Consider the following 15969-nt stretch of genomic DNA (forward strand, 5'->3'; position numbering starts at 1 on the left):
ATTTAAATTATTCCTCTATTAAAATAACTTCATCATTTTGAAGTTTATATTTAGAATTATCAAATGAATCTATAGCAATATCATCTTCATTAAACTCTAATCTATTTCCAGCAACTGATACCCAGCCAATTTGTTTTGCGGGTACACCTACCATAAGTGCAAAATCTTTAACATTTTTATTTATAACTGAGCCAGCTCCAACTAGTGCATATTTACCAATAGTATTACCACAAACGACAGTTACATTTGCTCCAATTGAACAACCTTTTTTTAAAAGTGTTATTTTAAACTCTTCTTTACGCACTATAAAAGATCTGGGATTTATAACATTGGTAAATACCATTGATGGTCCTAAAAATACATCATCTTCTACTTCTACACCTTCATAGATAGAAATATTATTTTGTACTTTTACACCATTTCCAATCTTTACTTTTGGTCCTACTACACAATTTTGACCAAAAGAACAATTCTTTCCTATATTTGAACCTGCAAGAATATGAGAAAAGTGCCAGATTTTTGTATTTTCACCAATATTTACATTGTCATCTACATAAGAGGATTCATGAACAAAATAATTAGACATTAGATAATCTTTTTACAAAATGGATGATAATCATTTTTTAAACCAATAGCCGTCATTTTTCTAATTTGAGAAACAATATCTATTGAACCGTAAGCTTCATCAAGGCCAAATCCATTACCAGCTAAAATCTCTTCATAAGATCTTGTATGAAGATCTTTAAATCCACCAGAGAATTCTATCTCTTCACCTTCAACAGTAATAGATCTAAATGTAGTTTGTCCTTGAGCTTTTACTTCCACTGGAATATAATCATAGTTTACAGATAAAAACCATCTTACATTTGCATTTTTAAGTCTTAATAATCCTGCATTTGAATCAGGTTGTTTTAAATGAACAATATTCTCTTTTACTTCTCCAAAAATCCAAGAAAGCATATCATAGAAATGTACCCCAATATTTGATGCAATCCCGCCTGATTTAGATTCATCTCCCTTCCAAGATACAAAATACCATTTACCCCTACTTGTAAGGTAAGTTAAATCAATATCATAAATTCTATTTGGATTTTTTTCTAGTTCTTTTTGAACTTTTTCTTTAAGTGCAATAATTGAAGGATGAAGTCTTAACTGTAATATATTATTTACTTTTTTTCCTGTTTCTTGCTCTATTACTTTTAATTGATCAATATTGTGTGGGTTTAAAACCAATGGCTTTTCACAAATAGCATCACATCCACTTTTTAATGCAAATCTAATATGCGCATCATGTAGATAATTTGGTGTTGTAATAGCCATATAGTCTATTCTTTTATCACTTTCTCTATGATATTTATCTACAAATCTATCAAATCTTTCAAACTCAGTAAAAAAGGAAGCTTGAGGGAAATGAGAATCCATAATACCGATTCCATCATATGGGTCAAGTGCAGCTACTAATTCATTTCCTGTTTCGCTAATTGCTTTCATATGTCTTGGAGCTATATATCCTGATGCTCCTATCAAGCCGAACCTTTTTTTATTTGACATTTTATAACCTACCATCAGTTTCATCTAAAATAGATTTAATATCATAAACAACAGTATCATCTGTAGGTTTGATATCTAAACTCTTAAACTCATCATGCGATACAGCAAGTACAACGGCATCATAAGTCTTTGAATCCATATTTTCTTGAAGTTCTAAATTGTATTCATGTTTTACTTCATCTTTATCTGCCCATGGGTCATAAACATCTATATTACATCCAAACTCTTTTAATTCTTCAATTAGATCTATTACTCTTGAATTTCTTATATCTGGACAATTCTCTTTAAATGTAATACCTAAAATAAGAACATTACTCCCTTCTATTTTATGACCTTTTTTTATCATTAGTTTTATCACTTGATTAGCTACATATATCCCCATATTATCATTTAGTCTTCTTCCTGCTAATATAATCTCTGGGTTATAACCTATTGATTGTGCTTTATGAGTTAAATAGTATGGATCTACACCTATGCAGTGTCCTCCAACTAATCCTGGTCTAAATGGTAAGAAGTTCCATTTTGTTCCTGCTGCTTCTAGTACATCATTTGTATTAATACCAAGTTTATTAAAAATAATTGCAAGTTCATTTACAAATGCTATATTTATATCTCTTTGAGAATTTTCTATTACTTTTGCAGCTTCTGCAACTTTAATAGTTGGAGCTAAGTGAGTTCCGGCAGTTATAATTGAAGAGTATAAATCATCAACTATTTTACCAATCTCTGGAGTTGAACCAGAAGTAACTTTAAGAATTTTTGTTACTGTATGTTCTTTATCTCCTGGATTAATTCTCTCAGGAGAATATCCACAAAAGAAGTCTTTATTAAATTTTAAATTTGAAAAATTTTCTAATACAGGAACACAATCTTCTTCTGTAGCACCTGGATAAACTGTTGATTCATAAATTACAATATCATCTTTTTTAAGTACTTTTCCAACAGTTTCACTAGCTTTTATTAAAGGAGTTAAATCTGGTCTCTTATTTTTATCAATTGGAGTTGGTACAGTTACAATATAAATATTACAATCTTTTATATCATCAATATTACAAGTAAATTTAATATTATTATTCAAAGCTTCTTTTAGTTGAGTTTCATTTAATTCTAAAGTTCTATCGTATGCATTATTTAATTCATCAATTCTTGTTTGGTATATATCTAATCCTACTACATCATATTTAGATGAAAATGCAGCTGCTAGAGGTAAGCCTACATATCCTAGACCAATTACACATATTTTATTCATATTTATTTTTTCCTTTTTTATTACTTGTTGTATCCAAAAAACTCTAAGTACCAATCAACAAATTTATTAATTCCTTCTTGTACTGGAGTTTCAGGTTTATAGTCTAAGTCTTCTACTAAATCATTTACATCTGCATATGTTGCGGGTACATCTCCTGCTTGTAAAGGCATAAAGTTTTTTTCTATTGTTTTTCCAAGTTTATTTTCAATAGCTGTAATAAAGTCCATTAATTTTACTGGGTTATTATTTCCAATATTATAGATTTTATAAGGAGCTGATGAAGTTGATGTTTCATGGTTCCAATTAGGATTTGCTTTTGGAGGATTATCTATTACTCTAATAAGACCTTCAACAATATCATCAATATATGTAAAATCTCTTAACATTTCACCATTATTAAAAACATCTATTTTTCTTCCTTCTAGTGCTGCTTTAGTAAAAAGGAAAAGTGCCATATCAGGTCTTCCCCAAGGTCCATAAACGGTGAAGAATCTAAGACCTGTAGTAGCTATTCCAAACAAATGTGAGTATGTATGAGCCATAAGTTCATTTGACTTTTTAGATGCTGCATATAAAGATATAGGATGGTCTACATTATGGTTTGTAGAAAAAGGCAATTCTTCATTTAGACCATACACAGAAGAAGATGAAGCATAAGATAAATTTTTTACATCATAATGACGGCAAGATTCAAGGATATTCATAAAACCTATAATATTTGAATCCATATAAGCATCAGGATTTGTTAAGGAATATCTAACTCCAGCTTGTGCAGCAAGGTTACACACTGCATCAAACTTTTCTTGAGCAAATAGTTGCATCATTGCTTCTTTATCTTCAAGGTTTAGTTTGATAAATTTATAATTAGGATTAGTTGATGAAGTAATTAGTTTCCCATAAGGGATACCAGGACCTTTTTCTAAAGAATCAATAATACCAGTTCTTTGCAGTCTTCCATATTTCACATTTTGATCATAGTAGTCATTTATATTATCTAATCCTACTATTTCATCTCCTCTTTCTAATAACTTTATTGCTAGGTGTGATCCTATAAATCCTGCTGTTCCTGTTACTAATATTTTCAATTCTTATTTCCTTTTTCTATAAATTTGTTATCCTTTTTTTCGTTTAAAATAATATCTTCATTAGTTTCATGTTTTTTCATTATCATCCTCTTTTTTAAAACTTTTTATAAATTGAATAAAAAATACTAAAAATATTGATAATATAAATCCTGTTACAAAGGCAACTATTACTATTGATTTTTTCTTTGGTTTTATAGGATAATCATTTATTTGAATATCACCAACAATCTCACTATTTTTTACACTACTATTTGTAAGTTTAAGTTTTTCTAAATTAATACTATTTTTTAAATCTTCAATCTTTTTTGGAATATTTATATTTAAATCAATTTCTAATTTTCTTATGTTATCGTTTTTATAATTTTCTTTTTGTAATTCTAAATCTTTCACATCAATATTAAGTAAATTTTTCCTTTTTATTTCTAATTCTTTTATATCGATATTAAGTAAGTTTTCCCTCTTTACTTCTAACTCTTTTATATCAATATTAAGTAGATTTTCTCTTTCTTTTCTTAAATTTTCTATTATATTCTGGACATCTAAAATTAAATTTTGTGTATTTAATATCTGCATTGCCATGAGCATATTTTGGGTATTGTCAGATGATTTTTGTTTTGAAATTTTCAGTAAATTTACTTGATATTCATTTAACTTATTTGTATTAAACTCTAACTTATGTTCAATACTTTTTATCTCTACATTTTTAATTAATTCTATTTTTTTATCTATCTTCGGTATTGATTGAGTTTTTATTAATTCTATTTTTTTATCTATCTTCGGTATTGATTGAGTTTTTATTAATTCTATTTTTTTATCTATCTTCGGTATTGATTGAGTTTTTATTTTTTCAATATTTTTTTCAATATTTACTTTTTCAACTTTTTCAATATGCGCAATCTTTTCTTCTAGATTTTTGATATTTATATTTGTTCTTAGAATGAATTCATCTATTTTATATTTATATTCGTTTTGTAAAAAATTTACAACTTCTTTATTTTTCATAATAGCAAGTTCATTAGAAAATGCTTGAGTAGATATTTCTAAAAAATTTTCGACTTTTTTTACGGTACTTATATTTGAAACAATTGCTTTGTCTTTTTCTATACCATTAGTTTTAGTGTCTACACCAAAAATAAGTCTTAATTTTTTTTCTAATATATTACTGTCTTCAACCAAAGTATCATTTAAGTACCCAACTCTAACTACAGATTTCACTTCATAAATTGGTTTTTTTGACATAGCATAAACTATTGCCAATACTGTAACAACAAATGTAAAGACAATTATGAATTTTCTTTTATCCCAAATAATTTTTAATAAGTCTCTTAAATCTATTTCATCATTTAAATTTATTCCAGTCAATTTTATACCTACCTAATTGTTATTTTGAGAAAGAAATAGTTCATTTATATTCTTAATTTTTGGTATTTTAGCTAAAGAAATATTATGTATTAATTATTTTATTTTTAAATTCATTGTTAGAAGATAATATTATTCCAATTGCAAATGATAATAAACCTAAATATCTAACATTATTATAAAAAATTGTACTTACACCTAAAAAAATAAAAATTAAAATAGCTAAATATTTAAAGTTCTTTATTCCCTCTTCTACTCTAATTTTAATCAAAATATATAAAAAAACTAAATACAACAGTAATGCAATAATACTTCCATCCATCCAAATTTGAAAATACTGGTTATGAACATGTGGTTCCCTGACAATTATAAGCTTATTCCTATCATTCTCTAGTATATATTTTTCAAATTTTGTTTTAGTATCCCCCATACCTAAACCTAAAAGAAAATTATTCATATCACCAAGTAGTAATTCTAAACTCACTAAATTTAGTCCAATCCTAATACCAATAGGGGTACTATAATTCCCATCATTAAAAGTTTTCAGAAAATTATTTTTCCCAATGATAATTCTATTATTGAAATTTAACAATAAAAAGATTATTAAAAATAATGAACTAAAAAGTATAATTATATTTTTCATTTTTATCATATTATTTTTGAACATATAATTTAAAATTAAAAAAGTGTAAAATACTACTAAAATTAATAGCCCTATTCTTGAACCACTTATAAAAATATTATGACTAAATAATAAAACTAAAAATAATAATAAAAAATTCAAAATATAATATCTACTTATTGTGAAAAAATAATACGCAACAGATATTCCCAAAAGAAGAGCTACAGCAAAATTATTTTTATGCATATAAATTAACTCTCTAATACCTAAATCTATAAAATTAAAATATACTAAATATGAACAAATAGAAAGATATGTAACTTGAAATAAAAACCCTATCATTAAAAAAAATCTATATTCTTTTTTTAAAGATGTAGAGATAAATATTGCCATTAAAAAAAACTGAATTGGTTTATTAAGTATATAATAATAACCATTAGGATTTTTATTATACCAAAATCCATTTTCAATACTTGAACTTAAAAAAGTTAATGAGAATAAAAAACAACATATTATTAATAAATAAATTAGTATTATTTTTTGTTCATATAACTGATTAAATTTCTTTTTAAAATCGCCTTCTATTAACCAAAGTAGTGTAGCTAAATAAATACATAATCTATGTAATCCACTATCAACTAAAAAAGTTAAAGAAAAGATTAAAAAAACTATGTTTAATAATATTGATATATAATTTTTATTTATTTTAAATTTCATTTTTATTTTTTTCTACATAATTAATAAATTTTTTTTTGATTTCGACTTTATCAAAACATTTCGTATAATCTTCATGGATTTCAGGATAACTTATTAATGCTTTATTTACATTAATTGATAGTTTTTCAGCATCATTAACTTTTGATAGATATTTACTTAACTCATTAATTAGAAGTTCCCTTGGTCCAGTATCACAGTCTGTACTTACAACTGGTGTTTTAAGAATTAAACTCTCTACAATTACTCTAGGTAAGCCTTCTCTATCTGAGCTTAAAACTAATAACTTAGCATTTTTTATATAAGGATATGGATTTTGAGCAAATGACTTAAAAATAATTCTCTCTTTTTCAATATTGAATTTTTTAATTAAATTTAATATATCTTTATTTTCAGCCGTACCAAGAAGTAAAAGCTTTATCTTTTTGTCTTCTATTTTTGAAAAAGCTTCTAATAAAATATCTTGTCTTTTTTTCCTTATTCCTGAACCTATTTGTATAATATATTCTGCTTTTGGTATATCTACTTTTTCTAAAGCTAGTTGCCTAATCTTTTCTTTATCAAAGGGATTATAAATTGTTTCAATTACTTTAGGATTAATAACTTTACATATATTTGTTTCAGTATCTTTTGATATAGTAATTAAATTTTGATTATTAAAAAGTTTTTTATATAATCTTTTTCTTTTTTTATATCTAAAAGATGATTTTTCTTTTAATGTTTCAAGTTCTTGTGTAATATCAACTCTCATATAAAATATTTTTGGAAGACTTATAAACCTTACAATTTTTGCAGTAACTTCCATATGTGAGATAACTAAATCAACTTGAAGTTCATTCAATAATTTTTGAAGCTTTTTAGATAAAAGATAGTCACCAAGTAAATCAAATTTTTTATATATTTTTTTATCTTCAGATAATGAATATGTTTTAATATCAGGTATATCATAATTCCTTTTATTCTCAAGGAGAATAAGATGATTATCAAAGGTATCTGCAGTAGCTCTAATTAAGTCTATAGTACTCCTTTGACCACCACCTTTTCCTAAATTCACAATTACATGAGCGATTTTCATATTTCATTAACCAATTTTTCTAATTCTTTGTATACTGTTTCTTTTTTAAATTTATTAATATATTCTTCTTTTATTATTATATTAGATTCTAATGCTAAATCAATTTTTTTAGCCATTTCTTCAGGATTTTCCATAGGAACTAACCATTTTTCTAGGTCTTCTACTAATACTTCAGAAGGTCCAGTTGGACAATCTGTACTTACAACGGGTGTATCTAAAACTAATGATTCTACAACCACTCTAGGTAAACCTTCCCTATCAGAAGAGAGAACGAGAAGTTCGGCATTTTTTATATATTTATATGGATTTTGTTGAAAACCTAAAATAATAACTTTATCTTCTAATCCTCTTTCTTTAATCATTTTTATAATCTTTGGTTCACTTTTAACAAGTAATAAAAGTTTAATATCATGTTTGATTAATTTAAAGGCATCAAGTAATACATCATGTCTTTTTTGTTTTTTAAATGCTGCAGGAGATATAATATATTTATAATTTAACTCAATATCTTCTTTACCCTTATTTCTTATTTCTTCAAAATCAAAAGGGTTATAAATCGTTTTTACTTCTTTATAATCAATTTTTAAATCTTTAAAGTCTTCAATCATTGCCTCTGATACAGTAATAAGTTTTTCATTTTTATAGAGAAATCTATAAAGTTTTAACTTTTTAGTTGCTCTTTTTTTACTAAATCTTTCTAGTTCAGCTTTCAAAGACATATGAATTGTAAAATATTTATTATTATGTTTTAGTAATTTAACAACTCTATCAGCTCTTGGTAAATGTGAAAAAACTATATCAAAATTTACATTTGTTTTTCTCATTTCTCTTTCTAAAATTTTCATATAAATATAATCACCAATTTTACCAAAGACTTTAAATGTATTTCTATATTTAGTTAATGAAATTATAGGAAAGTTAAACTCTGACACATCATAGCTTTTAGAATCTTCTATTAAAAACATATAAATATTATGACCATTTTTTTCTAGTATTTTAGCTCTATTTAAAACTGACTTTTGTGCACCACTACCTTTAAGATCAGTTATAACAATTGCAATATTCTTTTTCACTTACAAATTACCTTTTTAATTTCATCATAAACTCGTTGAGCTGGCGAATAATCTATTTCATTAAACTTTTCATCTAAAGTTAAATTATCAATATCTTCTACACTCAAAGAAACTAAATATTTCTTTTTTGTTAAATTATTCATAAAGATAGTGAAAATTTTATCAAGATTTTTATTTTTAGAAAATATTGAATATACTTTCTTTTTAGAAAGAACTGACTCAGTAATCATACTTCCACTATCTTCTGTACAAAATACTACATCAGAGTTTTTTAAAAAATATTTTACAACTTTTTCAGGTTTTTCATTATAAAAAACTGCCTTTTCAAAAAGTTCTTTTTTCTGAGACACTAATAATTTAATTTTAGTTTCTACCTCTATAGGTGTCCTTCTTGAGGTAGTTAGAAATATCTTAAAATTTTTCTTTTCAGCTAAAAAAGTTAATTTTTCTACAATAGTATAAAATTCATCATTTGTAAAATTGTAATTCTTTGTAGCACCACCAATCAAAATTGAAAAAAACTTTCCAGGTAATTCTTTCTCTTCTATATCAATATTTATAGGAGCAATATCAACAAGAATTTCATTTTTAAAGCCATTATCAATGATAGAAACTATATTTGTAAAATGATTGGGTTTTAATCCTCGTAAAGAACTACAATAAAAATTTGGGATATTAAAATATTTTGAAATCAATATATTCAGTAATGCAGTATCTCCACCTGTTGAAATTAAAAAATTATATTCTTTTGATTTATCAATTTCAATATTTTTATACAATATTTTTATTAAAATAGAAATTATTGCTTTATTTAAAGGTAAAAAGTTAACTAAATAAACTCCTATTTTCATCAAGACCTTTATTCTTCTTTTTGCATAAACTTCATTAATTTTTAAATCATGTTTTTTTTGAATATAGCTTAGTAAACCCCTAGATATAGATTCATGACCTGCTTTTTTATCAGTAACTAGAATTACATTTAACATTCTTGATACTTTTCATTTAATCTTTTTGCAATTAGATCATAACCTTTATCATTTATATGGGTTTCATCTAAGTAAAAATTATCTAAATTTTTTTCAAATTCATCATATAAATTTACTTTATGACAATTTTTATTATTTGTTGAAATTTCATCTAATATTGAATTATATTGTTTTATATAAATATTTCTTTTTAAATCTTTGTTAGGAATTGTATCTATTAAAAAAACAAGTTTATCTTTAGAATCATTTACTATCTTTTCTATATTTCTTTTATACTCTTCAGGAGAAACAGAAAACTTACTACCAAAAAGAGTATTTAAACCTAAGGATCTTGCAATTTTCTTATATTTTTTTATAATTTTTCTTCCAAGTTTCCTAAAAAAACTATCTGGATAATATAAAACATAAGGTGAATATTTAAATGTTCTCCATGAATCTACCAAACCATATTGAATTAAAATAACATCAATCTCTTCAGATATATTGTCATTGTAAAAATTAATCATTTCTTTAGTAGTACTCATAGTGTATCCACAATTAATACATTCAAAATCTATTTGTTTTGCAAAACGCTCTGGAAAAGCATTATTTCGAAAGTGAACATCACCTTCTGTATTACAATCTCCTAATGCAAGAATTTTTTTACTCACTTTTTAATCCTTTGTAAACTTTAATTGTTTCATTCACCATATTATCAATAGTAAAATTTTTTTCAGCAAACTCAAATTTTTCTTTAAAATCATCTACTACATTTTTATAGTTATTTTGCACATAATTAACCTTATCAACAATATCATTTAAATTATTGAATTGAATAATGTATTTTTCTCCTAAAAGTTTTTTCATATCAGATACAGGAGTAGAGATAAAAGGTGTTTTACAAAACATTGTTTCAACAAAAGTATAAGGAAAACCTTCATTATCTGAACTCATTACAAAAAGTGATGAGTTTGAAATTATTTTTTTAACTTCTATATTATCTAAAGCACCTGTAAATGTAATTTTTAAATCAACATTTAATCTTGATGCTAATAATTTTAAATTATCTGACTCTGTTCCATCACCAACCAATAGTAGATGAATATCTAAACTTTTCATTGCTTCTACTAAAAGCTCAAATCTTTTAACCTTTGTAAACCTTGCAACACTACAAATTATAAATTTGTCTCTTTGAATATTATATCTTTTATATAAGTCTAAATAAAGATTTAATGAATTATCAAAATTAATTCCATTATAAATTGTCACTTTATTTGGATTTTTTAAATTTTCAGAAATTTTATCAGACACAGTTATAGCATAATCACTTTTTTCAAAAGCTTTTAAATTAGATTTATAATTATGTAAAGTTGATACAACTTTTATATCATTTATGAAAGCTCTTATTTTATTCACCATATCTGTAGCTTTATTTGCTTGTGTATGAACTATATCAAATTTTTCTTTTTTTAAAATTTTAAAAAGCTTATATAGAATAAAAAAATTGTTTCGCCCTTTAGATAAATCAAGAGGAATAAAATTTATATCTTTAAAATGTGGAGTAAAATCTTTGTGAGCTATTACACTTACGTCAAAACCTCTTTTTTTAAGTTGTTTTGATAATTCAATTGTATGTTTTTCTAAACCACCATCTTCATTTCCAGCTAAAACTTGGCATATTTTCACTTTTTTAATCCTCTAAGCCCTCTTCTTAGCTTTATTTTAAATGCGCTCATATTGTCTTTACCACTAATTGTTATTCTTTTTAATTCGTAAATATTATCATCATTTATATTATCAATACCTTTTTGTGTAGTTGTTGCATTTGTATATCCGCTATTTTTTACTAATTGTATATCTAAATTATCATATAAACCAAAAGGATAACAAAATGATTTACACTCAATATTGAAACTTTCTTCAATATTTTTTTTAGACTCTCTAATCTCATTTAATTTTTGTTCTTCTTTTAGTGTGGGTAAATTATCATGTGTCATTGTATGTGAACCAATTTCAATTAGACCAGACTCTATTAATTTTTTTATTTGATTATCACTTAATTTTGGTTCATCTTTCAATTCACCATCATTATTTTTCTTTTTTCTTTTTGATGACCATTCTCTATCATGTCTATCTATTACAAGATATATTGTCGCTTTAGCATTATATTTTTTCAATATAGGAAAGGCATTTGTGAAGTTATCTTCATATCCATCGTCAAAAGTTATAGCAACTGATTTTTGAGGTAAATTATCTTTTTTTTCTATAAGTTCACCTATAGTAAAAAATGTCCAATCATTTTCATATAAATATTTAATTTGTTTTTCAAATTCTATTGGATCAACTCTAAGTCCATTAAATTTTGTATTTTTTTTGTGTTTACTTACCATATGATACATCAAAATTCTTGGATAAGATAAGTCTACTGTTTTAGTCCACCATGCATATCTATAAGAATAATATAAAACTATAAAAACTATGATTATTAAAATATATTCCAATTTAAAGAACCTTATTATAAACTTCGATCGTTTTTTCTAACATGTTTTTTAAAGAAAATGTTTTACTAATATATTCAAAACCATCAAACTTTAAAGTTTGAGCTTTTAATATATTTTCACACAATTTTTTTTCATCTCCAACTTCAAAGTAAAAGCCATTTATATTCTCTCTAATAATATCTTTTACTCCACCATGATTAGTTGCAATTACAGGAGTATTCAAGGCTATTGCTTCAGCAACTGATCTTCCAAAGCTTTCTGGTTTTTTTGAAGAGCTTACAACTACATCACTTAAGTCATATATTTCAGCTATCTTATTTTGACTTCCCGTAAAAAGAATATTCTCTTTTAAATTTTGTTCTTTTATGAATTTTTTTAAAGAATTCAAATATTCCTCTTTATCACTTCTTACCCCACCAACAATAAGACCAACAATATTTGGTTTATCATTTTTTACCAAACTTATAGCTTTTATAAAAGTTTCATAGTCTTTAAGCTGTGTTACTCTTCCAACACTTGTAACTATAAATTTATCTTCTAATCTATACTTTATTTTAAAATTTTCAATGAAATCTTTATCAATATTTTGTGGATTAAAAACTTCTAAATCAATTCCCCTTGGAATAACTGTAATTTTATTTTCATTAGTGTTGTAATTTTTTTGAATATATTCTTTTATACTATTACTTACGCATATCACAGCATCCGCTTTTTGCATAATAGAACTATAAAATCCAACACTATTAAAACCATGAACTGTACTTACTATTTTAAAGCCCAGTGATTTATTAGCTAAAAAAACAAGCCAAGCGGGAACTCTACTTCGTACATGAATTATGTCAGGATTTATCTCTGTTAAAATCTTTTTTAACTTACTTACACGAGAAAATATTGTAAAAATGTTTTTGGAACACACATCAAATTTTATATGAGTTCCACCATCTTCTTCTATTTTATTTTCAAGTTTACCACCAGCACTAATAACAAAAGAGTCTAAACCTTCTTTTACATATTCACGATTAAGTTCAACTACACCTCGTTCAACTCCACCTTCATTTAGTTCTGGAAGTAACTGCACAATTTTCATAAAATAAATGACCTTTCTTTACAATTACCTATAAAATTCTTTATACCAAACAACAAACTGCTCAATACCATCCGCAAGTTTTGTATCTGGCTTATAATCAAAATCTTCGATTAAATCATTTGTATCTGCATATGTTGATACTACATCTCCTGCTTGCATATCCATAAAATTCTTTTTTGCTTCTATTTGAAGTTTATCTTCTAATGTCTCTATAAACTCCATTAAAGATACTGGTGCATTATTCCCTATATTATAAACTCTATAAGGAGCACTTGAAATATCTGGACTTGGATTTTCTGCATTAAAATCTTTTGAAGAAGAAGCTGGATTATCTATTACTTTTATGATTCCATCTACTATATCTTCTACATAAGTAAAATCTCTACTCATATTTCCATGATTAAATACTTTTATTGCTCTATCATTTAATATTGCATCTGCAAAAAGCATTGGTGCCATATCTGGTCTTCCCCATGGTCCATATACTGTAAAAAATCTTAATCCTGTACATTGAATTCCATAAAGATGTGCATATGTATGAGCCATCATCTCATTTGATTTTTTAGTTGCTGCGTATAATGACACTGGGTGATCTGTATGATCACTTGTTTTAAATGGTTGAGATTTATTTAATCCATATACAGAAGAAGAACTAGCATAAGATAAATTTTTTACTTCATTATGTCTACAAGCTTCAAGAATATTCATAAATCCTTTTATATTTGAGTCTATATAAGCATGGGGATTTTCTATTGAGTATCTAACTCCTGCTTGTGCTGCAAGGTTACAAACTGCATCAAACTTCTCAATTTCAAACAATGCATTTATATCATTGGTATTAGCTAAATCCATTTTTATAAATTTATGTTTTGGATATTTTGTACTACTTACAAGTTTATTAGAAGAAATCTCTTCTTTTTTTATACCAAGTTCTTCTAATCTTGCATATTTTAAATTTACATCATAATAGTTATTTATATTATCAAGTCCTATTACTTCATCACCTCTTTCTAAAAGTTTTAAAGCCAGGTGATACCCAATAAATCCTGCTGTTCCTGTTACTAGTATTTTCAAGAAAACATATCCTTATTTTTTATAATTTCTAATATTAAATATTCAAAAACTTAATAAATATCTAAAACTATGCATATTATATCTAAAACATTTTTAGATATAATATTTTTCCAGAATCGCCAATTTAAAGCTTAAGGATTTTATTGCTATTCAATAGTTATGAATTTATATTTATCTTTTTACCAATAACTTTTTTTATATATTTTTATTTAAATAGTAAAAGGCTAACTGAAGTAGCTAAAGGATTCTTAGTATTCTCTTCATTATTTTTTTATTCTTATTGGGAAATTAAATATCTGCCAATTATATTAGCATCTATGCTTTTTAATTATGTAATTGGGACTACCCTTTCTAAATATGATATTAAAAAAAATAAAAAAACATTTTCTAAAAAATCTATTTTAATATTTGGTATTATTTGTAATGTAGCATTACTTGGATACTTTAAATATGCAGATTTCTTTATAGAAAATTTTAATTTATTTGCTGGATCTGATATAGAATTATTACATCTACTGCTACCATTAGCAATTTCATTCTTTACTTTCCAACAAATAGCTTATTTAGTTGATAGTTATAGAAAAGAGACTAAAGAATATGATTTTCTAAATTATGCTTTATTTGTAACTTTTTTCCCACAACTTATAGCAGGACCAATTGTTCATCATAAAGAGATGATGCCTCAATTTGCAAATATTAAAAATAAAATAAAAAACTATAAAAATATAGCTTTAGGTATTTTTATATTTTCTATGGGATTATTTAAAAAAGTTATTATTGCTGATACTTTTGCAGTATGGGCAAATACTGGATTTGATGTAGCACAAACTTTGAATTTTTTTGAAGCATGGGCAACATCACTATCTTATACTTTCCAATTATATTTTGACTTTTCAGGTTATACAGATATGGCTATAGGTATTGCTCTTTTATTTAATATAAAATTACCAATAAACTTTAACTCTCCATATAAAGCTTTGGATATTCAAGATTTTTGGAGAAGATGGCATATTACATTATCTAGGTTTTTAAGAGATTATATTTATATTCCATTAGGTGGGAATAGAAAAGGACCAACAAGAACTTATGTTAACTTATTAGCAACATTTGTCATAGGTGGTTTTTGGCATGGTGCTGGATGGACATTTATCTTTTGGGGATTTCTACACGGAGTTGCATTAGCAGTTCATAGACTATGGCAAACAATAGGATTCAAGCTACCTAAAATGATAGCATGGATAATAACATTTAACTTTGTAAATATAGCATGGGTATTTTTTAGAGCTAAAGAATGGGATGATGCTATTAAAGTATTAAGTTCTATGTTTAGTTTAGACAATATTATTTTACCTGAAAAATGGGAAAGAAAAGTTGGTTTTTTGAATGAATGGGGTGTAGAATTCAGTAGAGTATATGAAAATATTTCAGGAAAAGATAATACTACTTGGTTTATATTTTCATCAATATTGATAGTTTTATTTTTAAAGAACTCAAATCAATACAAAACTCTTTTTAAAGCGCAGTTTCATTTATGGATATTTACAATCATAATATTTATCTATTCAATTTTTTCTTTTTCTAAAACATCAGACTTTTTATATTTTAATTTCTAGG

The 15969-nt window shown here is 25.2% G+C and carries 15 protein-coding genes; 1 reads left to right on the top strand and 14 read right to left on the bottom strand.

Annotated elements, in window-relative coordinates; translation table 11 throughout:
* Positions 1–7: 7 nt before the first annotated feature.
* The 14 genes from FDK22_RS10790 to FDK22_RS10855 all read right to left on the bottom strand — a co-directional run bounded on the left by FDK22_RS10790 (position 8) and on the right by FDK22_RS10855 (position 14355).
* Positions 8–586 carry an acyltransferase gene (locus tag FDK22_RS10790; protein ID WP_138152969.1) on the bottom strand — a complete coding sequence of 193 codons (579 nt, stop codon included), beginning with the start codon at positions 584–586 and terminating at the stop codon, positions 8–10.
* Positions 586–1551: a Gfo/Idh/MocA family oxidoreductase gene (locus FDK22_RS10795; protein ID WP_138152970.1), complete on the bottom strand. Its 966-nt coding sequence runs from the start codon at positions 1549–1551 to the stop codon at positions 586–588. The genes FDK22_RS10790 and FDK22_RS10795 overlap by 1 nt, the downstream gene beginning before the upstream one ends.
* Position 1552: 1 nt before the next feature.
* Positions 1553–2800: a Vi polysaccharide biosynthesis UDP-N-acetylglucosamine C-6 dehydrogenase TviB gene (tviB, locus tag FDK22_RS10800; RefSeq protein ID WP_138152971.1), complete on the bottom strand. Its 1248-nt coding sequence runs from the start codon at positions 2798–2800 to the stop codon at positions 1553–1555.
* Between the two features lie 20 nt (positions 2801–2820).
* Positions 2821–3885, bottom strand: coding sequence for an NAD-dependent epimerase (locus FDK22_RS10805; RefSeq protein ID WP_138152972.1), 1065 nt, complete (start codon positions 3883–3885; stop codon positions 2821–2823).
* Positions 3886–3951: 66 nt separating this feature from the next.
* On the bottom strand, positions 3952–5247 hold the full coding sequence (locus tag FDK22_RS10810) for a Wzz/FepE/Etk N-terminal domain-containing protein (protein WP_138152973.1): 1296 nt from the start codon (positions 5245–5247) through the stop codon (positions 3952–3954).
* Positions 5248–5329: 82 nt separating this feature from the next.
* The gene (locus FDK22_RS15735) at positions 5330–6583 is read right to left on the bottom strand and encodes an O-antigen ligase family protein (protein ID WP_171012976.1); all 1254 of its coding nucleotides are present in this window, start codon (positions 6581–6583) and stop codon (positions 5330–5332) included.
* Entirely contained in the window at positions 6573–7655 is a 1083-nt protein-coding gene (locus tag FDK22_RS10820) for a glycosyltransferase (RefSeq protein WP_138152975.1), read from the bottom strand. Before FDK22_RS10820 ends, FDK22_RS15735 begins: the two co-directional genes overlap by 11 nt.
* Positions 7652–8728: a glycosyltransferase gene (locus FDK22_RS10825; RefSeq protein WP_138152976.1), complete on the bottom strand. Its 1077-nt coding sequence runs from the start codon at positions 8726–8728 to the stop codon at positions 7652–7654. Before FDK22_RS10825 ends, FDK22_RS10820 begins: the two co-directional genes overlap by 4 nt.
* Positions 8725–9714, bottom strand: coding sequence for an ELM1/GtrOC1 family putative glycosyltransferase (locus FDK22_RS10830; RefSeq protein ID WP_138152977.1), 990 nt, complete (start codon positions 9712–9714; stop codon positions 8725–8727). The genes FDK22_RS10825 and FDK22_RS10830 overlap by 4 nt, the downstream gene beginning before the upstream one ends.
* Positions 9708–10364: an SGNH/GDSL hydrolase family protein gene (locus FDK22_RS10835; protein ID WP_138152978.1), complete on the bottom strand. Its 657-nt coding sequence runs from the start codon at positions 10362–10364 to the stop codon at positions 9708–9710. Before FDK22_RS10835 ends, FDK22_RS10830 begins: the two co-directional genes overlap by 7 nt.
* Positions 10357–11379 carry a glycosyltransferase family 4 protein gene (locus FDK22_RS10840; protein WP_138152979.1) on the bottom strand — a complete coding sequence of 341 codons (1023 nt, stop codon included), beginning with the start codon at positions 11377–11379 and terminating at the stop codon, positions 10357–10359. The genes FDK22_RS10835 and FDK22_RS10840 overlap by 8 nt, the downstream gene beginning before the upstream one ends.
* On the bottom strand, positions 11376–12194 hold the full coding sequence (locus FDK22_RS10845; protein ID WP_138152980.1) for a polysaccharide deacetylase family protein: 819 nt from the start codon (positions 12192–12194) through the stop codon (positions 11376–11378). Before FDK22_RS10845 ends, FDK22_RS10840 begins: the two co-directional genes overlap by 4 nt.
* A 1-nt stretch (position 12195) precedes the next feature.
* Positions 12196–13281: a glycosyltransferase family 4 protein gene (locus tag FDK22_RS10850; RefSeq protein WP_138152981.1), complete on the bottom strand. Its 1086-nt coding sequence runs from the start codon at positions 13279–13281 to the stop codon at positions 12196–12198.
* A gap of 24 nt (positions 13282–13305) precedes the next feature.
* A complete protein-coding gene (locus tag FDK22_RS10855; protein WP_138152982.1) occupies positions 13306–14355 on the bottom strand; it encodes an NAD-dependent epimerase in 1050 nt (349 codons plus the stop codon).
* A gap of 143 nt (positions 14356–14498) precedes the next feature.
* Between FDK22_RS10855 and FDK22_RS10860 the strand changes: the two genes are divergently transcribed.
* Positions 14499–15968, top strand: coding sequence for an MBOAT family O-acyltransferase (locus FDK22_RS10860; protein WP_138152983.1), 1470 nt, complete (start codon positions 14499–14501; stop codon positions 15966–15968).
* Position 15969: the final 1 nt, after the last annotated feature.

It is taken from the genome of Arcobacter arenosus (assembly GCF_005771535.1).
Classification (GTDB): domain Bacteria; phylum Campylobacterota; class Campylobacteria; order Campylobacterales; family Arcobacteraceae; genus Halarcobacter; species Halarcobacter arenosus.

What these genes read in the sequence shown, in the direction of transcription:
- FDK22_RS10790 (WP_138152969.1), bottom strand. Translation starts at nt 586, where the DNA reads ATGTCTAATTATTTTGTTCATGAATCCTCTTATGTAGATGACAATGTA.
- FDK22_RS10795 (WP_138152970.1), bottom strand. Translation starts at nt 1,551, where the DNA reads ATGTCAAATAAAAAAAGGTTCGGCTTGATAGGAGCATCAGGATATATA.
- tviB (WP_138152971.1), bottom strand. Translation starts at nt 2,800, where the DNA reads ATGAATAAAATATGTGTAATTGGTCTAGGATATGTAGGCTTACCTCTA.
- FDK22_RS15735 (WP_171012976.1), bottom strand. Translation starts at nt 6,583, where the DNA reads ATGAAATTTAAAATAAATAAAAATTATATATCAATATTATTAAACATA.
- FDK22_RS10820 (WP_138152975.1), bottom strand. Translation starts at nt 7,655, where the DNA reads ATGAAAATCGCTCATGTAATTGTGAATTTAGGAAAAGGTGGTGGTCAA.
- FDK22_RS10830 (WP_138152977.1), bottom strand. Translation starts at nt 9,714, where the DNA reads ATGTTAAATGTAATTCTAGTTACTGATAAAAAAGCAGGTCATGAATCT.
- FDK22_RS10850 (WP_138152981.1), bottom strand. Translation starts at nt 13,281, where the DNA reads ATGAAAATTGTGCAGTTACTTCCAGAACTAAATGAAGGTGGAGTTGAA.